Genomic DNA, 21,203 nt, shown 5'->3' on the forward strand with positions numbered 1-21,203 from the left:
TCAGAGCGTCTCGACCACGAGGTCGGCGAAGCCGGCGGCTGCGGCAGCGGCGATCACGGCCTGCGCGTGGTCGGGACCGCGGACCTCGAACGTCGCGTGCACGCCGGTCTTGCGGACACTGAGATCGAGGCCCTCACGCTGGTGCTGCACCTCGATCAGGTTGGCGCCGGCCTTGGCGAAGGCGGCGAGGAAGCGCACCAGGCTGCCCGGGCGGTCGTCGATGCGGGCGAAGATCACGAGACGCCGGCCGGCGGCGTTCTCGTGCCGCCGGATCAGGCCGGGCACCACCCCGAGGTCGACGTTGCCGCCCGACAGCACCACACACGTCGTGCCCGACGCCGCCGGACGGACCACACCGGCCTGGAGCGCGGCCACACCGACGGCGCCCGCCCCCTCGACGTAGAGCTTCGAACGCTCCATCAGCATCACCATGGCGTCGGCGATGGCGTCCTCGGCGACCGTCACGATGTCGTCGAGCCAGCGCTCGACGAGCGGGCGGGTGATCACCCCTGGCCGCTTAACAGCGATGCCGTCGGCGAGCGTGGCGACCGGGCCGGTGGCCAGCGTCCCCCCTGCGTACGGCGCACACACCGACGCCTGCACCCCGACCACGCGGACGTCGGGACGCCGTGACTTGACGGCGATCGCCACGCCTGCGGCGAGGCCCCCGCCACCGAGCGGCACGACGACCGTCGCCAGGTCGTCGAGATCGTCGATCAACTCGAGGCCGAGCGTGCCCTGACCGGCCACCACCGCCGGATCGTCGTAGGGGTGACAGAACGCCCGGCCCTCACGGTCGGCCATCGCCTTCGCCGCGGCGACGGCCTCGTCGAGCGACTCGCCTCCTTCCACCACCCTGGCGCCGTAGGTCTGGCAGGCCTCGATCTTGGTGATCGGCGCGCCGGCGGGTACGAAGATGTCACACGGCACACCGAAGTACTGGGCGGCGAACGCCACGGCCTGGGCGTGATTCCCGGCGCTTCCGGCCGTCACACCGAAGCGGGCCTCGCCGCCGAGCGTCGCCAGCTTGTTCATCGCCCCGCGGATCTTGAAGGCGCCCGTCCGCTGCAGGCTCTCGGCCTTGAGCACCACCGGCCGGTCGTACTGGCCGGACAGCGCAGCCGACGCCACCACGGGTGTGTGGCGTATGACCGCGCCCACCACGTCGCGTGCCGCCGTGATGTCCTCGGGTGAGACGCCCGGGCCGTCCGCCCCGCTGTCGTTCATCGGCTCGCACAGTAGACGTCGGGGCCTCGGTCGGCGCCCGCGACGCAACCGCGACGCAACTGCGCGGTCCCGCCGCAGTACGTTCGTCGACGGCGACCGCGGACTTTCCGCGCCCACTGGTTGGGAGGGCATTCGGGAAGGTTGGTAGCGTCCTGGCCGCATGTCGTCGTTCTTGCGGGACTATCTCACCGTCATCTGGTTCGGCACCGCCGCGCTCGTGCTCGGCGGGCTGCTTCTCGGCATCGCGTCGATCGTCCGACCGTTCAAGCCGACGCCGGCCAAGCTGATCGCCTACGAGAGCGGTGTCGACCCCGTCGGCATTGGGTGGTCGCAGAGCCAGATCCGCTACTACGTGTTCGCGCTGCTCTTCGTCATCTTCGACGTCGAGGCGGTGTTCATCTTCCCCTGGGCCGCCAACATCGAGCGCTACGGCACGTTCGGGCTGATCGTCATGGTCGCCTTCATCGTGCTGCTCCTCGACGGACTGCTCTACGCCTGGAAGCGAGGGTTGCTGCGGTGGGTCTAGTCGATCGCGGGCGGATGCCCGGCGCCATCACCAAGCTGATGAACATCGGCCGCTCCTATTCGATGTGGGTCTACCAGTGGGGTCTCGCCTGCTGCGCCATCGAGATGGGCGCGGCGTTCGCCTCGCCGCGCTACGACGTCATGCGCCTCGGGGTCATCCCGCTGCCGGCCAGCCCCCGCCAGGCCGACTTCGTGGTCATCTCGGGCACGGTCACCGACAAGATGGCCCCGGCCATCCTGCGCCTCTACGAGCAGATGCCGGAGCCGAAGTACGTCATCTCGATGGGTTCGTGCGCCAACTGCGGCGGCCCGTACTGGGACAGCTACTCGGTCACCAAGGGCGTCGACCAGCTGATCCCCGTCGACATCTACGTCCCCGGCTGCCCGCCCCGGCCCGAGGCACTGCTCGAGGGCATCGTCCTGCTCCAGCAGAAGATCAAGAACGAGGACGTCGCCGCCAAGTGGCGGCAAGCGGCGTCACCGGGTCGCGACGACGTCATCCCCAAACGCGAGCCGATCGTCGTCGGTGGTGGTGACATCCGATGAGCGAGACCACCGACTCCCCGGTGGCCGAGCTCCCCGGCGACGGGCTGCGTGAGGGCATCGTCGACGAACTGCGCCGGCAGATCGGCGACGCCCTCGTCGACCACGTCCTCAAGCCCCAAGACGACCTGTGGATCCGCGTGCGCACCGACGCGTGGGAGGCCACCGGCCGGGCCCTGCGGTCGATGGGTTTCGAGTACTTCTGCTACCTGTCGGCGATCGACTGGAAGCCGTCGCCCTGGGGACGTGGGGAGGAAGATCCGACGGAGCCACCGCCGGAACGGTCCACCGAGATCAAGCAGGGCTACGCCGGCGGCGAGACGCGCTTCCAGGTGCTCGCCCGCGTGGTCGATCCCCGGCGTCACGTGGGCGTCACGCTGAAGGCCGACGTCCCCGACGATGCGCTCTCGATCGCCTCGTGGCACGCCGTCTACCTCGGCGCCAACTGGCACGAGCGCGAGACGCACGAGATGTTCGGCATCTCGTTCGACGGCCACCCCGACCTACGCAACATGTACCTGCCGACCGGCTTCGAGGGCTATCCGTTGCGCAAGGACTTCCCGCTGCTGGCCCGGCACGTGAAGCCGTGGCCGGGCATCGTCGACGTCGAGCCGATGCCGGCCGAGGAGCCCGAGGAGGCGCCGGCGGCCGAGGAGGCGCCGGCGGCCGAGGCCGCGACTGCCGAGGGCGCACCTGCCGAGGGCGCACCTGCCGAGACGGCGCCCGAAGCGGCCCCCCTGCCGGAGGCGGCCGAGGCGCCCGAGCAGGCCGCCGATCCGGCCGATGCCACCGCCGAGACCGCGGCGGACGCCCCCGACCCCGAACCGGCTCCCGCTCCCGAGGAAGGTGAGTCGTGACCGACCTGTTGTCGCAGCGCGAGCAGCTCAACTACATCGCCGCCCAAGCGGCCGACGCCCGCCTCAACGTCGAGCTCGAGACCGAGGGCATGACCCTCAACATCGGGCCGCAGCACCCGGCCACGCACGGCACGCTGCGCATCATCGTGCGCCTCGACGGCGAGCAGGTGGTGTGGGCCGAGCCGTCGGCCGGCTACATGCACCGCGGCTACGAGAAGCTCACCGAGGTGCGGACCTACCCGCAGGTCACCACGCTGGTGAACCGCATCGACTGGCTCGGCAGCTTCGCCAACGAGGTGCCGTTCATCCTCGCCGCTGAGAAGCTGATGGAGGTCGAGGCGCCGCCGCGCGCCCAGCACATCCGCACGATCCTCTTCGAGCTCAGCCGCATCGCCAACATCGTCCTGTTCCTCGGCGACCTCGGCGTGCAGCTCGGCGCCGTCACGCCGGCGTTCTTCGCCTTCCGTGACCGCGAGCACGTGCTCAACCTCATCGAGTCGGCGACCGGCGGCCGGTTCCACCCCAACTTCGACCGCATCGGCGGCCTCAAGGACGACCTGCCCAAGGGCTTCGTCGAGGAGACCCGCCAGGTGATGAAGAAGATCCGCCAGTTCTGCGACGAGAACGAGGATCTCCTCATCGGCAACGAGATCTTTCAGGCCCGCACCCGTGGCGTCGGCATCATCCCGCGCGACATCGCCCTGCAGTACGGCCTCTCCGGCCCCAACCTGCGGGCCAGCGGCGTCGACTGGGACCTGCGCCGGGACCAGAAGCTGCCGATGGCGTGGGACAAGGTCGACTGGAAGGTGTGGACGCATCCCGACGGCGACAGCTTCGCCCGCTGCTGGGTCCGCCTCCAGGAGACCCGCGAGGCCACCAAGATCGTCGACCAGCTGCTCGACACGCTGCCGGCCGGGCCGATCATGGCCAAGGTGCCCCGCATCATCAAGGTGCCCGAGGGCGAGGCCTGGGTGTCCACCGAGAACCCGTTGGGGGAGATGGGCTACTACGTCGTCTCCAAGGGTGACCTCGGCCCGTTCCGTGTCAAGATCCGCTCGGCCAGCTTCAACAACGTCTCCATCGCCTCGTGGGTGCTGCGCGGCGTCTACGTTCCCGACGTGATCGCCATCCTCGCCAGCCTCTACTTCATCCTGGGTGACATCGACAGATGATCTCGAGCGTCCTGTCCGTGAGCATCCCCTACTGGGGGCAGTCGCTGCTGCGCGTCCTCGGTGGCATCGTCGCCGTGCTCCTGCCGGCCGGCACCATCGTCTACCTCTTCCTCTTCAAGATGATGTCGTTCATGCAGAGCCGCCTCGGGCCGATGGAAGCCGGCCCCTACGGCTCGATGCAGCTCTTCGCCGAGGTCGGCAAGTGGCTGCAGAAGGAAGACCTCGCGCCGGAGAAGGCCGACCACCGCATCTTCAAGATGGCGCCGCTCATCGTGCTGGTGTCGACGTTCCTCCTCGTCGCCGCCATCCCGTTCGGCCCTGATGCGTGGCTCACGAACTTCGAGGCCGGCGTGTTCTACGCCCTCGCCGTGTCGTCGATCAGCGTGCTCGGCATCCTCGTCGCCGGCTGGGCGAGCGCCAACAAGTACTCGCTGCTCGGCGGTCTGCGTGCCGCCGGTCAGCTGATCGCCTACGAGCTGCCGATGGTGCTCGCCGTGATCGGCGTGGTCATCCAGGCCGGCTCGATGAACATGCAGGACATCGTCGTCGCCCAGAACACGGGCGAGATCTTCGGCCTGTCGCTCATCGCCAACCCCTACGTCCTCACCCAGTTCATCGGCTTCGTGGTGTTCATGATCGCCATCCAGGCCGAGCTGACGCAGCCGCCGTTCGACATGCCGATCGCCGAGTCCGAGCTCGTGTCGGGCTACATGACCGAGTACTCGGGCTTCCGCTTCCTCATCTTCTTCATCGCCGAGTTCGCCACCGTCGGCGTGTTCTCGCTGATCGCATCGGTGCTGTTCCTCGGCGGCTGGGGCATCCCGTTCTCGTGGTTCGACTGGGCCGGACTCGACGACGTCGCCGACTGGATGAACGTCGCCGGGCCGCTGATCCTCTTCACCAAGATGATCCTGCTCAGCTTCATCATCATGTGGGTGCGCTTCAGCTTCCCCCGGTTCCGTGAGGACCAGCTGCAGCGCTTCGCCTGGAAGGTGTTGATCCCCGTGTCGATCGCCAACATCGTCGTCACCGCCATCCTGAAGGTTGCAGTCTGACCATGCCGATCAAGCCGAAGATGCCGGGCCTGGCGAAGGGCATGGGCGTCACCCTGAAGACGCTCGGCAAGACGCTGCGCCACGGTGCCGACACCGTGCAGTACCCGCGGGAGAAGGAGGCGCCGCCCACCCGCGCTCGCGGCGTCATCGCCCTTCGCGAGGACAATTGCACCGTGTGCATGCTGTGCGCCCGCTCGTGCCCCGACTGGTGCATCTACATCGAGGGCCACAAGCAGCTCGCCCCGCCCCGACGCGCCGGCGGCAAACCGCGCTCGGTCAGCAACCTCGACCGCTTCGACATCGACTTCGCCCTGTGCATGTACTGCGGCATCTGCGTCGAGGTGTGCCCCTTCGACGCCCTGTTCTGGAGCCCAGAGTACGAGTACTCCGAACCCCGCATCGCCGACCTCCTCCACGACAAGGAGAAGCTCGGCGAGTGGATGGAGACCGTGCCCGAGGCACCCGAGCTCGAGGCCGGCGCGGAGAAGAAGAAGTGATGCAGCTCGCTGACGCTCGCTGCTTCGAGGAGCGGCTGCGCCGCACCGTCCGCCGTTCCGGCCGATCAAGCTCGCTTCGCTCGACGATCGTCCGGGCCAGCTCGCTGGTGCTCGCCGGCGGAGGTGACCGATGATCGGCATGCTGCTCGCGGCCAGCGACATCAACGTCCCGCAGAACATCGGCTTCGGGATCATCGCCGCGATGATGATCGTCGGCGCCTTCCGCGTCGTCACGTCCAACAACGTCGTGCACGCCGCGCTGTGGCTGGTGGTGGTGCTGGCGGGTGTCGCCGCGCAGTACATCCTCGCCGCCGCCGAGTTCGTGGCCGTGTCACAGGTGCTCGTCTACGTCGGCGCCGTGATGGTGCTGTTCCTCTTCGGCATCATGCTCACCCGCGCTCAGATCGGGGCCGAGTCCAACCTCAACAACCGCAACTGGGCGGTCGGCATCCCCGTGGCCCTCGCCCTCCTCGGGCTGCTCACCTGGGGCATTCTCGACGCCTACGGCGACGACAAGGTGCCCCAGCGCGACGACGGCTCGTTCCCGGCGCGTGACATCGCCGACAACGTGTTGTCCGACTACCTCGTGCCCTTCCTCGCCCTGTCGTTCATCCTCCTCGCCGCCGCCATCGGCGCCATCGTCCTGGCCCGCAAGGACTGATCCGTGCTCGTCGCCAACTTTCTGCTCCTCGGCGCCGTGCTGTTCTGCTTCGGCGTGTACGGCGTCATCGCCCGCAAGAACGCGGTGATGGTGCTGATGTCGATCGAGCTGATCCTCAACGCCGTCAACCTCAACTTCATCGCCTTCTCGCTGATGAACGACTCGATCGACGGCCACGTCTTCGCCCTGTACATCATCGGCGTCGCTGCGGCCGAGGTCGGTGTCGGCTTGGCGATGGTGCTGCTCGTGTACCGCAACCGCAAGTCGATCGCTCTCGACGAGCTCAGCGAGATGAAGGGATAGCGCTGTGCTCGCAACCGCTTGGTTCCTCGACAACGCCTGGTTGATCCCGCTGATCCCGGGGGTCGCCTTCTTCGTCATCATCCTCCTCGGCAAGCGCCTGCCGATGAAGGGCGCCGAGGTCGGCCTGGCCTCGATGGCCGCGTCGCTCGTGCTCGCCGTCGGTACCGCCGTGCAGTGGATCCAGCGCACCAACGACGCCGGCGAGGGATTCGTCGAGCCGGTCGTGCGCAAGTGGACGTGGTGGCAGAACGCGGGCATCGAGCTCTCGATCGGCCAGCACATCGACGGCCTGTCGGTGATGCTGCTGTTCCTCGTCACGTTCATCTCGCTGCTCGTGCAGATCTTCTCGCTCGAGTACGTGCGCGGCGACCGGCGCTACACCCACTTCTTCGCCGCCCTGACGCTCTTCTCGGCCGGCATGCTCGTCATGGTCCTCGCCGAGAACACCGTCCAGCTGATCCTCGGCTGGGAGATCATGGGCCTCTGCTCGTTCATGCTGATCGGCCACTGGTGGGAGGACGAGGCCAACAGCCGGGCGGCCCTCAAGGCCTTCTTCACGGTGCGCGTCGGCGACGTCGGCCTGCTCGTGGGCGTGACGATGCTGTACTTCGGCTCCAACGACTGGGCCGTCGAGCACGGCTACGGCTCGGGCTTCAGCATCCGCGGCATCTCGGCGTGGGCGCTGTCGGGCGACGGCAGCCATCAGCTACTGCTGTGGACCGCGGTCGCCCTGTTCATCGCGTGCATCGGCAAGAGCGGCCAGTTCCCGCTCCACACCTGGTTGCCCGACGCCATGGCCGGTCCCACGCCGGTGTCGTCGCTGCTCCACTCGTCGACGATGGTCGTCGCCGGTGTGTTCCTGGTGGCCCGGCTCTACCCGGTGTTCTGGGAGGGCTTCTCGATCCCTGACTCGAGCGTCAACCTCATCGTGGTCATCGCCGGCATCACGATCCTGATCTCGGGCCTGCTGGCCTTCGTGCAGGACGACATCAAGAAGGTGCTGGCGTACTCGACGGTGGGTCAGCTCGGCTACATGATGCTCGGCCTAGGCGCCGGCGCGTGGATGCCCGCGGTGTTCCACATCTTCACGCACGCCTTCTTCAAGTGCTGCCTGTTCCTCTGCGCCGGCTCGGTGAGCCACTCCGGCTCGCATCACAGCTTCGACATGAAGAAGGACATGGGCGGCCTACGCAAGGCGATGCCGATCACGTTCGGGGCGTGGATCGTCTCGTCGCTCGCCCTCGTCGGCATGTTCCCGTTCGCCGGGTTCTTCTCCAAGGACGAGATCATCGACAACGTCGGCCACAACGGCTACGCGGTGTTCAAGTGGATCGCCCTCGTCGGCGCCGCGCTCACGGCCATGTACACGGTCCGCGCGACGTACCTCACGTTCCTCGGCCAGCCGCGCGGTGCGGCCGCCGGCGAGCACCATGACGTCCACGCTGTGCACACGGGCGACGCCCACGACGTCGACAGCGAACCGGCCCTCGAGAGCGTCCACGATGCCCACGACAGCCACGGGCCCAGGGAGTCGCCGAAGCTCATCCTCGTTCCGATCGCAATCTTGGCCGTGCTCGCCCTCGGGTCGGGCTGGACCAATCCGGCGATGGCCGGCGAGAGCTGGCACAACTTCGCCCAGTACGTGGAGCCTCACGTGGCCCACGGCGAGGAACACGCCGAGGAGGCGGCAGGGGAGGACCACGGCGAGGAGGCCGCGGCCACCGAGGAGCACGCCACCGAGGAGGCTGCGGCGACCGAGGAGCACGCCACCGAGGAGGCTGCGGCGACCGAGGAGCACGCCACCGAGGAGGCTGCGGCGACCGAGGAGCACGCCACCGAGGAGGCTGCGGCGACCGAGGAGCACGCCACCGGTGACGCGGCGGCCACCGAGGAGCACGACGCCGAGTTCCCGACGGTCAGCCATGCCGAGTTCAAGTGGGTGCCCAACGCCCTGACGTCGCTCGCCATCGTCGCCGCGGCCATCGTCGTGTCGTTCGCTGTCTGCGCGGCCCTCTACGGCCGTAAGGACCGCCGCCTGGTCGGGCTCACCGAGCGGGTCGCACCCCTGCGGTGGGGCTACACCTTCCTGGCGAACAAGTACTACCTCGACGCTCTCTACGAGAACGTCATCGTCAAGGCCGTCGCCCACCCCATCGCCAAGGCGGCCAACTGGGTCAACCAGAACGTCATCGACGGCATCGTCAACGGCACCGGCCGGGCCGGCAAGGAGGTCGGCGAGATGGTCTACCGCAGCGTCGACCAGACCCTGGTCGACGGCGCCGTCAACGGCTCCGGTTGGCTGGCCGAGGAAACCGGCGAAGGTCTCCGGCCCCTACAGTCGGGTCGGGTCAGTCAGTACGGCGGCTTGCTGTTCGGCGCCGCCGCCGTCGGAGCCATCGTGCTCGTGATCATCAACGTATGAGGACGCACCGCTCATGAACCCCATCACCGACAACACGGCGCTGCTCTCCATCGCCACGTTCGCCCCACTGGTGGGCGTCCTCTGCCTCATCTTCTGGCCGAGGGACGACGAGCGCGGCATCAAGATGATCGGCATCCTCACGGCGGCCCTGACGTTCGGGCTCGGGCTGGCCGTGCTGTTCACGTTCGATCACGGCAACGCCGGCACGTTGCAGTTCTTCGCCGACGCCGAATGGATCAAGTTCCTCCACTCGAACTACACGATCGGCCTCGACGGCATCAGCCTGCCGCTGTTCGTGCTCTCGAGCTTCATCACGTTCGTCGTGATGATCTACACGTGGGAGAACGTGCCCGAGGCGGGCAACCCCAAGGCGTTCATCGCCCTGCTGCTGATCCTCCAGGTCGGCATGGCCGGCACGTTCATCGCCCAGGACCTGATCCTCTTCTTCGTCTTCTTCGAGATCGTCCTGCTGCCGATGTACTTCCTCATCGGTGTGTGGGGTGGCGAGCGCCGCCAGTACGCCTCCCTGAAGTTCTTCCTCTACACGATGTTCGGGTCGGCCCTGATGCTCGTCGCCTTCGTGGCGATCTTCATCCGCACCGGCTCGGAGAGCTTCTCGTTCCAGTACCTCGCCGAGCACGGCGGCGAGATCGGCCGCAACGTGCAGATCTGGATCTTCGCCGGGATGTTCGTCGGCTTCGCCGTGAAGGTGCCGATGTTCCCGTTCCACACGTGGCTGCCCGACGCCCACACCCAGGCGCCGACGCAGGGCTCGGTCATCCTGGCCGCCATCCTGCTGAAGCTCGGCACCTACGGCTTCGTGCGCATCGCCATCCCGATGCTGCCCGAGGGAGCCAAGGCGTTCGCGCCGGTGCTCGGCATCCTCGCCGTGATCGGCATCATCTACGGCGCCTTCTGCTGTCTGGCCCAGACCGACATGAAGCGACTCATCGCCTTCTCGTCGGTCGCCCACATGGGCTTCACGATGCTCGGCATCTCCACGCTCACCACATTCGGCATCAACGCCGCGATGTTCGGCATGGTCGCCCACGGTCTCATCACCGGCATGCTCTTCTTCCTCTGCGGCGCCGTGAAGCACCGGTACCACACCTACGAGATCGCCAAGCTCAGGGGCATCCTCAAGGCCCGGCCACAGCTCGGCTGGATCGCCGGCTTCTGCGCCATGGCGAGCCTCGGCCTGCCCGGCCTGGCCGGCTTCTGGGGTGAGTTCCCGGCGATCCTGTCGACGTACAACCCACTGGCCGAAGCCGATCTGTCCAAGGCCTTGTTCCGGTCGCTGATGATCGTCGCTGCCCTCGGCACGGTGTTCGCCGCCGCCTACCTGCTGTGGCTCTACCAGCGGGCCTACTTCGGCGAGCCCGACGGTGACGGTCACGCCGATGCGCACGGCACGCCGCACGTCACCCACGCCGTCGGCGCCGCCGTCAACCCTGCCGTCGACGCCGACCCCGCCGCGCACGGCCACGACGACGAGGAGATCGGCGACGTCACGGTCGTCGAGTGGATCGCCTGGCTGCCGGTGCTCGCCCTCATCGTGGCGTTCGGCGTCTACCCGCAGGCGCTGTTCAAGCTCTTCGATCCCGCCAGCGAGAACATCGTCGGCCACCTCAAGGACTACTTCCTGAGCCGCTGATGTCCGCCTCCGTCCTGTCCTCACTGCTGGCCGCGGGCGGCGACTGGAAGTCGCCACCCGTCGATTGGCACGCCATCGCGCCCGAGATCGTCCTGATCGTCGGCATCAACATCGTGCTGGCGAGCGATCTCCTCGTCGACGAGGCCCGCAAGTGGGCGACGGCCAGCCTCACCGGTTTCGTCCTGCTCGGCGCGGCGATCCCGCTCGTCACGCTCGCCGTGAGCGACGAGGGGGCCCGGGCGCTGTTCGACGGCCGCTACGTCATCGACGACTTCAGCCTCATCCTCAAGGCACTGTTCCTCCTCGCCGCCTACGTGGTCGTCCTGCTCAGCCAGAACGAGCTCGAGGAAGGGGGCTACTACCAGGGCGAGTACTACGTGCTGTTGCTGTGCAGCGTGCTCGGCATGGTGATGATGACGTCGAGCCGAGACCTCGTCAGCGTGTTCATCGCCCTCGAACTGCTGTCGATCCCGGCCTACATGCTGGCGGCGTGGCGCAAGCGCGATGTCAAGAGCAACGAGGCCGGCGTGAAGTACTACCTACTCGGCGTGTTCGCGTCGGGCGTGCTGCTCTACGGCATGAGCCTGCTCTACGGCACCACCGGGTCGACCCGGCTCGTCGACATCGGCCAGTCCCTCGCCGACGCCAGCGGCGGCATCAACGGCCTCCAGGTGATCGCCGTCGCCTTCGTCGTCGCCGGCTTCGCCTTCAAGGTCTCTGCCGTGCCGTTCCACACCTGGGCCCCCGATACCTACGAGGGCGCGCCGACCCCTGTCACAGCGTTCCTGTCGGTGTCCTCGAAGGCGGCCGGCTTCGTGGCCCTGCTGCTGGTGATCTTCATCGCCTTCCCCACGGCCGACGGCGTGTACGGGCCGCTCATCTGGGTGATGGCCGCGCTCACGATGACGATCGGCAACCTCGTCGCCCTGCGCCAGACGAACATCGTCCGCATGCTCGCCTACTCCAGCGTCAGCCAGGGCGGGTTCATCCTCATGCCCCTGGCATTCGCCAACTCGGGCGACGCCGGCGAGTCGGTCATGAAGGCCGTCGTCGTCTACCTGCTGATCTACGGCTTCACGAACCTCGGCGCCTTCGCCGTGGTCATCGCCGTCGCCCGCAAGACCCGCAGCGGCGAGATCTCGTCCTACGGCGGGCTGATCGGCTACGCCCCCGGCCTCGCCGTGGCGATGACGATCTTCCTCGCCTCGCTCACCGGCATCCCGCCGATGGGCGGCTGGATCGCCAAGTTCAACGCCTTCCGCGCCGTCATCGACGCCGACACCGGCTCGGCGTACGCGATGGCGGCCATCGCCGCCGTCAACACGGCGATCGCCGCCGCGTACTACCTGCGGGTGATGCGGCAGATCTGGATGGCGCCGGTCCCCGACGGCGACACGACGCCGATCCGCACGCCGGCCCCGGTGGGCGCGGCGCTGGCGATCTGCGGCATCGGCACGCTGCTGCTCGGTGTGCTGCCCGGCCTGGTGATGCGCTTCGCCGATCTCGACGACCTCACCGGCGCCCTCGCCGCCATCACCCCCTGAGTCCCGGTAACAGATGGTGCCAGGCACCATCTGTTACCCCTGCGACAGCGCTCAGACCCGGTCGATGGTGGCGCGCTCGTCGTCGTCGACGGGCGTGGTGAGGAACGCCTCGAGGATCTCCTTCGCCACCTGTGACGACGTGAGGCGCAGGCTGAGGGCGAGCACGTTGGCGTCGTTCCAGAGCCGAGCGCCGCGGGCCGTCTCGGCGTCACCGCACAGCGCGGCACGCACGCCGGGCACCTTGTTGGCGGCGATCGACACCCCGGTGCCGGTGTAGCAGCACACGATGCCGACGTCGGCCGAGCCCGCCGCCACCGACTCGCCGACGCGTCGCCCGACATCTGGCCAGCTGTCGCCGTCGGCGAGCACGGCGACATCGTGACCCTGCGTGGCCAGGCTGCCGATGATCTCGGCCGTCAACTCCGTCGACTCGTCGGTCCCGAAGGCGATGCGCACGGCCTCAGTCTCGCGCCGCCGGCGCTCGCCGAACGTCGTCGAACCTCGGCCGGCACACGGAGAGCGCGGATGACCGCTCTCGACCGGTGGCGGTAATCTCACGCTCCGGTCCGTCACAGAGAGGTGCACATGGGCGAGTTGGTGGAGGGTCGGTACATCGTCTCCGACCAGGAGCGTGAGCGTTTCCGCCGCGACGGCTACGTGCACCTCGTCGGGCTGCTCACCGAGGACGAGGTGGCCGAGATCGCGGTCGTCTACGACCGATTCCTCCGACGCGAGATCGAGGTGCCGGGCAAGGACTACTGCGACATGGCGGGGGACTATGGGCGGGCGCCGGAGGACTACTCCATCGTCAACGTCATGCTGCCCCGTCGCTACCACCCGGACTGGCAGGGCAACGTCCTCGAACAGCGCTCCCTGCAGGTGGCCGAGCAGCTCCAGGGGCCAGGCATGGAGATCGACTACGACCAGCTGCTCGCCAAGCAGCCGTACAAGGACGACGCCGTGTTCGCCTGGCATCAGGACATGGCGTACTGGCCCGACACCCCCGACACGAGGACGGCGACGATCTGGTTGGCGGTCGACGACTCGACCGAGGCCAACGGCTGCATGCGGTTCGTGCCGGCGACGAACCACGAGCCCTCGCTGCGGCGGCACGAGCCCGTGCGCGCCGGCCGGGCCGAATCGCACGCCCTCGGCACCACGCTGCGCGCCGACGACGTCGTCGTGCCGGTGCCGATCAGGCGCGGTGATTGCACCGTGCACAACGAGCGGGTCATGCACGGATCCGGCGGCAACCACACCGCCGGCTACCGGCGGGCGTACATCGTCGCCTGCCGTTCCACCGAGACGGTGGCCATCGAACGGCAGCTCGGCTTCACTCACAGCCACAACGACGCCGCCGACGTGCTCGACACGGTCGGCGTGGACGGCCAGACCACCTGACTCCGGACGTACTCGCCGAACGGTGCCCGGATCGGTGGCGTGTCGCAACGCCGCCCGGGCGTGATGTACTACCGGCGTGAACGATGACGCCGAGACCGGCCCCACCGTGGTCGGTGTGGAGCTGGGAGGGACCAAAGCGATCGCCGTGCTCGCCCGCGGTGACCGCATCCTCGATCGCCTGCGAGTTCCCACCACCGAACCCGGGTCCACGCTCGGCGCCCTCGTCGAGCGCGTCACCGGATGGTTCGCCGCCGACCGGGCGCCGGAGGCGATCGGCATCGGCAGCTTCGGACCGGTCGGGCTGGACCCCGGCCGGGACGACTACGGCCACGTCACCACGACCCCGAAGGCCGGCTGGTCCGACGTCGACGTCGTGGGACCATTCTCCGGCTTCGGTGTGCCGGTCGCGTTCGAGACGGACGTCGCCGCCGCGGCCCTCGCCGAGGGCCGGTGGGGGGCCTCCCGGGGATGCACCGACCACGTGTACATCACCATCGGCACGGGCGTCGGCGTCGGCATCGTCGCCGGCGGCCGGCCTGTGCACGGGCTGGTGCATCCCGAAGCCGGTCACCTCCGGGTGCGGCGACGCGGGGACGACACGTTCTCCGGCACGTGTCCGTACCACGGCGACTGCATCGAAGGGCTGGCATCGGGGCCGGCCATCGCGGCGAGGACCGGCACGCCGGCCGAAGCGCTCGCGCCCGACCACCCCGTCTGGCGCGACGTCGTCGCCGAGCTCGGCGAGCTCGTCACGTCCCTGACGCTGACGGTCTCGCCGCAGCGGATCGTCCTGGGTGGTGGCGTCGGCGCCGGCCGGGCCGACCTCGTCGAGGGCATCCGCGACGCCGTGGCCCGCAACCTCGCCGGATACGTCGCCGGTCTCGACGACGACGGCATCGCCAGCCTCGTCCGCCCCGCCGCCCTCGGCCACGACGCCGGGCCCCTGGGGACGGTCGCCGTCGCCCAATCCGCCGCTCACGTGCCGTCGGCGTCGCCCGGAGTTTCCGTGGCGGTCACGCCCCAGCCATGGGAGAGTAGGGGCTAGTGCAAGCATCGGCGGAGTGGGCGGAGGCGCGGACGGAGATGATCCGCGTCACCGATGTCGACAAGACCTTCAGCCGCCGCGGGCAGGAGATCGAGGCGCTGCGCGGCGTTTCGCTCGACATCGCCGACGGCGAGTTCGTCAGCCTGCTCGGCCCGAGCGGCTGCGGCAAGAGCACGCTGCTGCGCATCATCGGCGGTCTCCACGACGTCAGCGGAGGCACGGTCACCATCGGCGGCACCACGCCGGCGGCCGCCCGCGGCACCAAGACGTTCGGACTCGTGCCCCAGGCCCCGGCCCTCGTGCCCTGGAAGACGCTCAAGGCCAACGTCCGGTTCCTCTCCGACATGCATCGCCGTGCCGGCCCGCCACCGATGCCCGACGCCGAGATCGAGGCCCTCATCCACACCGTCGGTCTCGACCGGTTCGTGCACGCGTACCCGCACGAGATGTCGGGCGGCATGCAGCAGCGAGCGTCGCTGGTGCGAGCGTTCGCCCTCGGTGCGCCGATCCTGCTCATGGACGAGCCGTTCGCCGCGCTCGACGAGATCACCCGGGCCGACATGCGGTACCTCCTGCTCGATCTCTGGACGCAGCGCCGGGGCACGGTCGTGTTCGTCACCCACAGCGTGACCGAGGCAGTCATCCTCAGCGACCGCGTCGTGGTGATGGCCGCCCACCCGGGTCGCATTCAGGCGGTCCACGACATCGACCTGCCGCGGCCGCGGGTACCCGCGATCGAAGACACCGACGCGTTCCACCACTACGTCAGCGAGCTGCGCGCCGAGCTGCGCGGCGCCCACGCGCCGGCGGGGAGGCGGGATGGTCCGGCGATCGAGGATCGTCCGACGTGATGGTGGACGAGCCGGTCGTGCCGGCGCTCGAGGACGACGCGATCGACGAGATCACCGTGCGCCGCGGGCCGTCGCGGATGTCGCGGGCGAGCATCATCTTGGGGATCGCCCCGCTCGTCGGTCTCGTCGTGTTCCTCGGGGCGTGGCAGTTGGTGGTCGAGATCTTCTCGATCGAGGCCTACAAGTTGCCGGCGCCGTGGCGGATCCTGCGCCACATCGCCAGCGACCCCGGGTTCTACGCCCGGCATTCGCGTACCACGCTGTGGGAGGCGTTCGTCGGGTTCATGCTGGCGATGCTCCTCGCCATACCGCTGGCCACGGCGATGGCGCTGTCCCGCTTCATCGACCGCGCCGTCATGCCCATCGCCGTGCTGATCCAGGTGACGCCGATCATCGCCTACGCGCCGGCGGTGGTCCTGTGGGTCGGCACCGGGTTCCGCTCGATCATCGTCATCACCACGGTCGTGTGCTTCGTGCCGTTCCTCGTCAACCTCGTGTCGGGCCTGCGTTCGGTCGACCCGCTGCTGCTCGAGCTCGCCCACTCCGTGGACGCCGGCAGGAGCGAGGTGTTCTGGCGCCTCCGTGTGCCGTCGGCCCTGCCCAACCTGTTCGCCGCCGCCCGCATCTCGGTCGGCCTGGCCCTCATCGGCGCCGTGCTCGGCGAGTTCTTCGGACTGGTCAAGGGCGGCCTCGGCTTCGCCCTCAAGACCGCCCAGTCCCGCGGATTCCGCGGCATCGACCAGGTGTGGGGGTGCGTCTTCGTCCTCGCCTTCATCGGCGCCGTCGCCACGTTCCTCCTGTCCGTCGCCGAACGGGCGGCGCTGCACTGGCACGCCAGTCAGCGTCGCTGACGCGCCGCCCGGCGGTCACCGTTTACTGTCAGATCTTCTCGCCAGCCCACCATCCCAGCGCCCATCCATCCATCCACCCACCCCAGCCACCCACCCCAGCCACCCAGCCCAGCCACCCAGCCAGCGGCCCGGCCGCCGTCACCAGCAGGAGCATCGAATGACCAAGCAGCACGTCGGGCGCCGCAAGCTTGCCGCCCGTCTCGCCATTGCCGGCGTGGCCGTCGCCACGACCGCGGCCGGCACCGCAGCGGCGTCGGCGCCACCCGACACCGTGTCCGACGCCACCGCGTCCGACGCCACCGTGTCCGACGCCACCGTGTCCGACGCCACCGTGTCGGCGGAGGGGTCGGGTCCCGACGGCACGTCCGGTGCCTCCGGCATCACGATCTCCGACGAGCGGTGCGCCGAGAACGAGGCCGCCGGGACGATCACGTACCTGTCGAGCTTCGACTTCGCCGCCGCGGCCGGCATCGTCGATGTGGTCGTCGCCGACGCCAACGGCTACTTCGAGGCGCTCTGCCTCGACGTCGACATGGTGCCCAGCTTCTCCACCGCCAACTACACCCTGATCGCCGCCGGTGAGGGGCAGTTCTCGGCCGCCGGGAGCTACACGGAGATCCTCAACAACACCGCAGAGGGCGCCGAGTTCCTCGCCCTCGTCGACTACGGCAAGACGCCGATCGAGGCGTTGATCACCCCCGACGGCGGCGCCACCACCCTCGAAGAGCTCGAGGGCAGCACCGTCGGCGTCAAGGGCGACCTGCCCCCGTCGGTGGTGGCGATGCTCGCCGGTGCCGGCCTCGAGCGGGGCAGCGACTACGACGAGGTGCTGCTCGACGGCTTCGACCCCGTGGTGCATCTCGAAAGCGGCATCGACGCCCTGCCCGTGTACAAGTCGAACGAGCCCGGCCAGCTCGACGCCCAGGGCATCGCCTACAACATCTTCGACCCGGTCGACTTCGACATCCCCGGCACGTTCGGCATCCTCTACACCTCGGCCTCGTTCGCCGAGGAGCACCCGACGGCCGTCGAGGACTTCATCCGGGCCAGCCTGCAGGGTATGGCCGACGCCATCGCCGATCCCGAGGCCGCGGCGCAGGTCGCCTTCGAGGCGATCGAGGCGGCCGGCAACCAGAACTACCTCGTCCTCGAAGGCGAGACGTTCCGCTGGCAGGCCGAGAGTGCCGAGGTCATCGCCGGCACGCCCGAGGGCGACCCGATCGGCCTCATCGACCCCGACCTGTTCCAGGCCGAGTACGACGCCTACGTGGACGCCGGTGTGTGGCCCGACGGCGCCCCCGAGTTCGGCGAGTACTTCGACGCCGAGCTCGCCGCCTCGCTCTACGACGAGAACGGTGAGGTCGTCTGGCCCGACTGACGTGAGCCCTCGATGAGCCTGGACCGCGCGATGTGCGGTCCAGGCGCATCGCGCCGCTGCCCGGCCGCCCCGCTACCGTCGCCGGGGATGCAGGCGGCCAGCACCAACGGCGCGACGGCCGTGATCGCCGACGCGATCGCCGACGCCGGCGGGGCGATCCCGTTCTCCGAGTTCCAACGCCTCGCGCTCTACGGGCCGGGAGGCTTCTACGACGGCGAGGGGCGGGCCGGGCGGCGCGGCGACTTCATCACCTCGCCCGAGGTCGGGCCGTTGTTCGGTGCCGTTGTCGCCCGCTGGATCGACGCCCAGTGGCGGGCGCTCGGGACCCCCGACCCGTTCACCGTGATCGAGGCCGGCGCCGGGCCGGGTACCCTCGCCCGCTCCATCCTCGCCGCCGCACCCGCGTGCGCGGCCGCCCTGCGCTACGTCGCCGTGGAGGTGTCGTCGTCGCAGCGGGCCCTCCACCCCGACGGCGTCGAGTCCGTCGCCGCCCTCCCGGACGGCCGGGTCGACGGCGTCGTCATCGCCAACGAACTGCTCGACAACCTCCCGATCCGCCTCGTCGTGTTCGACGGCGCCTGGCGGGAGGCGTTCGTCGCCCTCAGTGCCGGCACGGGCGCCGATGCCGGCCCGGCGTTCGTGGAGGTGCTGTCGGCGCCGCTCGATCCCGTGCCGACCGTCCTGCCCGCCCACCCGACTCACGGTGCACGGGCCCCGTTGCAGGACGACGCCCGGGCGTGGATCGACTCGGCGCGGCAGCTGATCAGAGGCTCCGTGCTCGCCATCGACTACGCCCGTTCGACGACGGCCGAGCTGGCCCTGCTCCCGTGGCGGGACTGGCTGCGCACGTACCGCGGCCACGACCGTGGCGGCCACTACCTGGCCCAGCCGGGCAGCCAGGACATCACGTCCGACGTGGCCGTCGATCAGCTTCCCGAGCCCGACGTCGTGCGTACCCAGTCGCAGTTCCTCCAGCTCCACGGCATCGACGATCTCGTCGCCGAAGGGCGGGCGGAGTGGCAGGCCGACGCGGCGACGGGTGGGCTCGCCGCCCTCCGCATGCGCAGCCGGGTCCGCGAGGCCGAGGCCCTCCTCGACCCCGCCGGCCTCGGCGGCTTCCTCGTCCTCGAGTGGTCCTCCCATCGCTGACGCCCCGACCTGACGGCTGGTGCCAAGGCAACAACCGTCAGGTCGGGTCGGGGTCAGGTGGGGAAGGGCGCATCGGCACGATCTACGATCGCCCCATGGCCGACGACAGCACGGGACAGACACTCCACGCACTCGCCGACGAGCGCAGGACGTTTCCGCCCACCGAGCGGATCAAGGCCGACGCGCTCACCGTCGACACGTCGCTGTACGACGAGGCCGCCGAGGACGACGAGGCGTTCTGGGCTCGCCAGGCTGCCGAGCTGTTGGATTGGGACACCGAGTGGACCACGGTCCTCGACTGGCAGTTGCCCTACGCCAAGTGGTTCGTCGGCGGAAAGCTCAACGTTGCGGCCAACTGCCTCGACCGTCACGTCGCGGCCGGTCTCGGCGATCGCGTGGCCATCCATTTCGAGGGCGAGCCGGGCGACACCCGGACGATCACGTACGCAGACCTGCTGGCCGAGGTGCAGCGTTTCGCCAACGCCCTGAAGGGGCTCGGTGTCGAGAAGGGTGACCGGGTCAACATCTACCTGCCGATGATTCCCGAGGCGGCCATCGCCATGCTCGCCTGCGCCCGGATCGGTGCACCGCACAGCGTGGTGTTCGGCGGCTTCTCGTCGCAGGCGCTCGCCGATCGCATCGACGACGCCGAGGCCAAGGTGCTGATCACCGCCGACGGCGGCCATCGCCGGGGGAGCGTGTTCCCGCTGAAGCCGGCCGCCGACGAGGCGGTCGAGTCGACCACCACGATCGAGCACGTGGTGGTGGTGAAGCGGGGAGACAACGACGTCGACATGGTCGACGGTCGGGATCACTGGTACCACGAGCTCGTCGAGGCAGCCGACGCCGACTGCCCGGCCGAGCCGATGGACTCCGAGGATCTCCTGTTCCTGCTCTACACGTCGGGCACCACGGGCAAGCCCAAGGGCATCATGCACACCACCGGTGGCTACCTCACCCAGGTCGCGTTCACGCACAAGTACGTCTTCGACCTCCACGCCGAGACCGACGTGTACTGGTGCACCGCCGACGTCGGCTGGGTCACCGGGCACAGCTACATCGTGTACGGGCCGCTCGCCAACGCCGCCACCGTCGTGATGTACGAGGGCGTGCCCAACTACCCGGGCAACGACCGCTTCTGGGACATCGTCGAGAAGTACAAGGTCACCAAGCTCTACACCGCGCCCACGGCGATTCGCACGTTCATGAAGTGGGGCGTCGAGGAGCCGGCCAAGCACGACCTGACCTCGTTGAAGGTGATCGGCTCGGTCGGCGAACCGATCAACCCCGAGGCGTGGATGTGGTACCGGGAGGTCATCGGCGGCGGTGAGTGCCCCGTCGTCGACACCTGGTGGCAGACCGAGACCGGCGGCATCATGATCAGCCCGCTGCCCGGGGCCACCACCACCAAGCCCGGGTCGGCGACGTTCCCGCTCCCGGGCATCTCGGTCGAGGTGGTCGACGAGGCCGGCAACAAGGTCGAGCGCGGCGGCGGCTACCTCACGATCACGCGCCCATGGCCCGGCATGCTGCGCGGCATCTGGCGCCACCCGCAGCGCTATCACGACGCCTACTGGGGGCGTTACCCCGGCCGCTACTTCGCCGGCGACGGCGCCAAGCTCGACGACGACGGGTACCTCTGGCTGCTCGGCCGCGTCGACGACGTGATGAACGTGTCGGGCCACCGCATCTCCACCACCGAGGTGGAGTCGGCCCTCGTGTCGCACCCCGCGGTCGCCGAGGCGGCCGTGGTCGGGGCCACCGACACGACGACGGGCCAGGCGATCATCGCCTACGTCACGCTGCGCAGCGGCGCCTCCGATGTCCAGAGCGTCGGCATCGACGACCTCCGCAACCACGTTGCCGGTGAGATCGGCGCCATCGCCAAGCCGAAGACGATCTACCTCACGCCCGACCTGCCCAAGACCCGCAGCGGCAAGATCATGCGCCGTCTCCTGCGCGACATCGCCGAGGGGCGCAACCTCGGCGACACCACCACGCTCGCCGACGCCAGCGTCGTCGACGAGATCGCCGCCAGGGCGACCGCCACCCCGCAGGAGGACTGAGT

At 69.1% G+C, this 21,203-nt stretch carries 21 protein-coding genes; 19 read left to right on the forward strand and 2 right to left on the reverse strand.

Going from position 1 to position 21,203, the window contains the following annotated elements; translation table 11 throughout:
* On the reverse strand, positions 1-1,227 hold the full coding sequence (locus DN771_RS23790; RefSeq protein WP_117000068.1) for a threonine ammonia-lyase: 1,227 nt from the start codon (positions 1,225-1,227) through the stop codon (positions 1-3).
* Between the two features lie 160 nt (positions 1,228-1,387).
* On the opposite strand from DN771_RS23790, the gene DN771_RS23795 reads away from it, so the two are divergent.
* From DN771_RS23795 to DN771_RS23845, 12 genes are read left to right on the forward strand one after another with little or no spacing between them, the layout of a single operon-like run.
* A complete protein-coding gene (locus tag DN771_RS23795; RefSeq protein WP_117000069.1) occupies positions 1,388-1,753 on the forward strand; it encodes an NADH-quinone oxidoreductase subunit A in 366 nt (121 codons plus the stop codon).
* Between the two features lie 14 nt (positions 1,754-1,767).
* A complete protein-coding gene (locus DN771_RS23800; protein WP_117000070.1) occupies positions 1,768-2,298 on the forward strand; it encodes an NADH-quinone oxidoreductase subunit B in 531 nt (176 codons plus the stop codon).
* Positions 2,295-3,152, forward strand: a complete 858-nt coding sequence (locus tag DN771_RS23805) for an NADH-quinone oxidoreductase subunit C (protein ID WP_117000071.1) — start codon at positions 2,295-2,297, stop codon at positions 3,150-3,152. Before DN771_RS23800 ends, DN771_RS23805 begins: the two co-directional genes overlap by 4 nt.
* Complete coding sequence (locus tag DN771_RS23810) at positions 3,149-4,324, forward strand: NADH-quinone oxidoreductase subunit D (protein WP_117000072.1); 1,176 nt, start codon at positions 3,149-3,151, stop codon at positions 4,322-4,324. Before DN771_RS23805 ends, DN771_RS23810 begins: the two co-directional genes overlap by 4 nt.
* 17 nt (positions 4,325-4,341) lie before the next feature.
* Positions 4,342-5,379, forward strand: a complete 1,038-nt coding sequence (locus DN771_RS23815) for a complex I subunit 1/NuoH family protein (protein WP_227462461.1) — start codon at positions 4,342-4,344, stop codon at positions 5,377-5,379.
* 2 nt (positions 5,380-5,381) lie between these two features.
* The gene (locus DN771_RS23820) at positions 5,382-5,876 is read left to right on the forward strand and encodes a NuoI/complex I 23 kDa subunit family protein (protein ID WP_117000074.1); all 495 of its coding nucleotides are present in this window, start codon (positions 5,382-5,384) and stop codon (positions 5,874-5,876) included.
* Complete coding sequence (locus DN771_RS30750) at positions 5,876-6,010, forward strand: hypothetical protein (RefSeq protein ID WP_276113998.1); 135 nt, start codon at positions 5,876-5,878, stop codon at positions 6,008-6,010. Before DN771_RS23820 ends, DN771_RS30750 begins: the two co-directional genes overlap by 1 nt.
* A complete protein-coding gene (locus DN771_RS23825) occupies positions 6,007-6,537 on the forward strand; it encodes an NADH-quinone oxidoreductase subunit J family protein (protein ID WP_117000075.1) in 531 nt (176 codons plus the stop codon). The genes DN771_RS30750 and DN771_RS23825 overlap by 4 nt, the downstream gene beginning before the upstream one ends.
* A 3-nt stretch (positions 6,538-6,540) precedes the next feature.
* The gene (gene nuoK / locus DN771_RS23830) at positions 6,541-6,840 is read left to right on the forward strand and encodes an NADH-quinone oxidoreductase subunit NuoK (RefSeq protein WP_117000076.1); all 300 of its coding nucleotides are present in this window, start codon (positions 6,541-6,543) and stop codon (positions 6,838-6,840) included.
* Between the two features lie 4 nt (positions 6,841-6,844).
* Positions 6,845-9,262, forward strand: a complete 2,418-nt coding sequence (locus DN771_RS23835; protein WP_117000077.1) for an NADH-quinone oxidoreductase subunit 5 family protein — start codon at positions 6,845-6,847, stop codon at positions 9,260-9,262.
* Positions 9,263-9,275: 13 nt separating this feature from the next.
* Entirely contained in the window at positions 9,276-10,916 is a 1,641-nt protein-coding gene (locus tag DN771_RS23840; RefSeq protein WP_117000078.1) for a complex I subunit 4 family protein, read from the forward strand.
* Entirely contained in the window at positions 10,916-12,460 is a 1,545-nt protein-coding gene (locus tag DN771_RS23845) for an NADH-quinone oxidoreductase subunit N (protein WP_117000079.1), read from the forward strand. Before DN771_RS23840 ends, DN771_RS23845 begins: the two co-directional genes overlap by 1 nt.
* Before the next feature lie 51 nt (positions 12,461-12,511).
* Here the strand turns inward: DN771_RS23845 and DN771_RS23850 are convergent, their stop codons facing one another.
* Positions 12,512-12,916, reverse strand: a complete 405-nt coding sequence (locus tag DN771_RS23850) for an RpiB/LacA/LacB family sugar-phosphate isomerase (protein ID WP_117000080.1) — start codon at positions 12,914-12,916, stop codon at positions 12,512-12,514.
* Positions 12,917-13,045: 129 nt separating this feature from the next.
* On the opposite strand from DN771_RS23850, the gene DN771_RS23855 reads away from it, so the two are divergent.
* From DN771_RS23855 to acs, 7 genes are all read left to right on the forward strand, one after another.
* Complete coding sequence (locus DN771_RS23855; protein WP_117000081.1) at positions 13,046-13,861, forward strand: phytanoyl-CoA dioxygenase family protein; 816 nt, start codon at positions 13,046-13,048, stop codon at positions 13,859-13,861.
* Between the two features lie 76 nt (positions 13,862-13,937).
* Positions 13,938-14,906 carry an ROK family protein gene (locus tag DN771_RS23860; protein ID WP_117000082.1) on the forward strand — a complete coding sequence of 323 codons (969 nt, stop codon included), beginning with the start codon at positions 13,938-13,940 and terminating at the stop codon, positions 14,904-14,906.
* Positions 14,906-15,757, forward strand: coding sequence for an ABC transporter ATP-binding protein (locus tag DN771_RS23865; protein WP_205528744.1), 852 nt, complete (start codon positions 14,906-14,908; stop codon positions 15,755-15,757). The genes DN771_RS23860 and DN771_RS23865 overlap by 1 nt, the downstream gene beginning before the upstream one ends.
* A complete protein-coding gene (locus DN771_RS23870) occupies positions 15,757-16,608 on the forward strand; it encodes an ABC transporter permease (protein ID WP_117000084.1) in 852 nt (283 codons plus the stop codon). Before DN771_RS23865 ends, DN771_RS23870 begins: the two co-directional genes overlap by 1 nt.
* A 157-nt stretch (positions 16,609-16,765) precedes the next feature.
* The gene (locus DN771_RS23875; RefSeq protein ID WP_117000085.1) at positions 16,766-17,986 is read left to right on the forward strand and encodes an ABC transporter substrate-binding protein; all 1,221 of its coding nucleotides are present in this window, start codon (positions 16,766-16,768) and stop codon (positions 17,984-17,986) included.
* 87 nt (positions 17,987-18,073) lie between these two features.
* Complete coding sequence (locus tag DN771_RS23880) at positions 18,074-19,135, forward strand: SAM-dependent methyltransferase (RefSeq protein ID WP_162942341.1); 1,062 nt, start codon at positions 18,074-18,076, stop codon at positions 19,133-19,135.
* A gap of 95 nt (positions 19,136-19,230) precedes the next feature.
* The gene (acs, locus tag DN771_RS23885; RefSeq protein WP_117000087.1) at positions 19,231-21,201 is read left to right on the forward strand and encodes an acetate--CoA ligase; all 1,971 of its coding nucleotides are present in this window, start codon (positions 19,231-19,233) and stop codon (positions 21,199-21,201) included.
* Positions 21,202-21,203: the final 2 nt, after the last annotated feature.

The organism is Desertimonas flava, assembly GCF_003426815.1.
Taxonomy (GTDB): Bacteria; Actinomycetota; Acidimicrobiia; order Acidimicrobiales; family Ilumatobacteraceae; genus Desertimonas; species Desertimonas flava.

Bases quoted from the DNA above. Each gene is read 5' to 3' on its own strand.
- DN771_RS23790 (WP_117000068.1), bottom strand. From the start codon at position 1,227: ATGAACGACAGCGGGGCGGACGGCCCGGGCGTCTCACCCGAGGACATC.
- DN771_RS23795 (WP_117000069.1), top strand. From the start codon at position 1,388: ATGTCGTCGTTCTTGCGGGACTATCTCACCGTCATCTGGTTCGGCACC.
- DN771_RS23800 (WP_117000070.1), top strand. From the start codon at position 1,768: ATGCCCGGCGCCATCACCAAGCTGATGAACATCGGCCGCTCCTATTCG.
- DN771_RS23805 (WP_117000071.1), top strand. From the start codon at position 2,295: ATGAGCGAGACCACCGACTCCCCGGTGGCCGAGCTCCCCGGCGACGGG.
- DN771_RS23820 (WP_117000074.1), top strand. From the start codon at position 5,382: ATGCCGATCAAGCCGAAGATGCCGGGCCTGGCGAAGGGCATGGGCGTC.
- DN771_RS30750 (WP_276113998.1), top strand. From the start codon at position 5,876: ATGCAGCTCGCTGACGCTCGCTGCTTCGAGGAGCGGCTGCGCCGCACC.
- DN771_RS23825 (WP_117000075.1), top strand. From the start codon at position 6,007: ATGATCGGCATGCTGCTCGCGGCCAGCGACATCAACGTCCCGCAGAAC.
- DN771_RS23840 (WP_117000078.1), top strand. From the start codon at position 9,276: ATGAACCCCATCACCGACAACACGGCGCTGCTCTCCATCGCCACGTTC.
- DN771_RS23845 (WP_117000079.1), top strand. From the start codon at position 10,916: ATGTCCGCCTCCGTCCTGTCCTCACTGCTGGCCGCGGGCGGCGACTGG.
- DN771_RS23855 (WP_117000081.1), top strand. From the start codon at position 13,046: ATGGGCGAGTTGGTGGAGGGTCGGTACATCGTCTCCGACCAGGAGCGT.
- DN771_RS23870 (WP_117000084.1), top strand. From the start codon at position 15,757: ATGGTGGACGAGCCGGTCGTGCCGGCGCTCGAGGACGACGCGATCGAC.
- DN771_RS23875 (WP_117000085.1), top strand. From the start codon at position 16,766: ATGACCAAGCAGCACGTCGGGCGCCGCAAGCTTGCCGCCCGTCTCGCC.
- DN771_RS23880 (WP_162942341.1), top strand. From the start codon at position 18,074: ATGCAGGCGGCCAGCACCAACGGCGCGACGGCCGTGATCGCCGACGCG.
- acs (WP_117000087.1), top strand. From the start codon at position 19,231: ATGGCCGACGACAGCACGGGACAGACACTCCACGCACTCGCCGACGAG.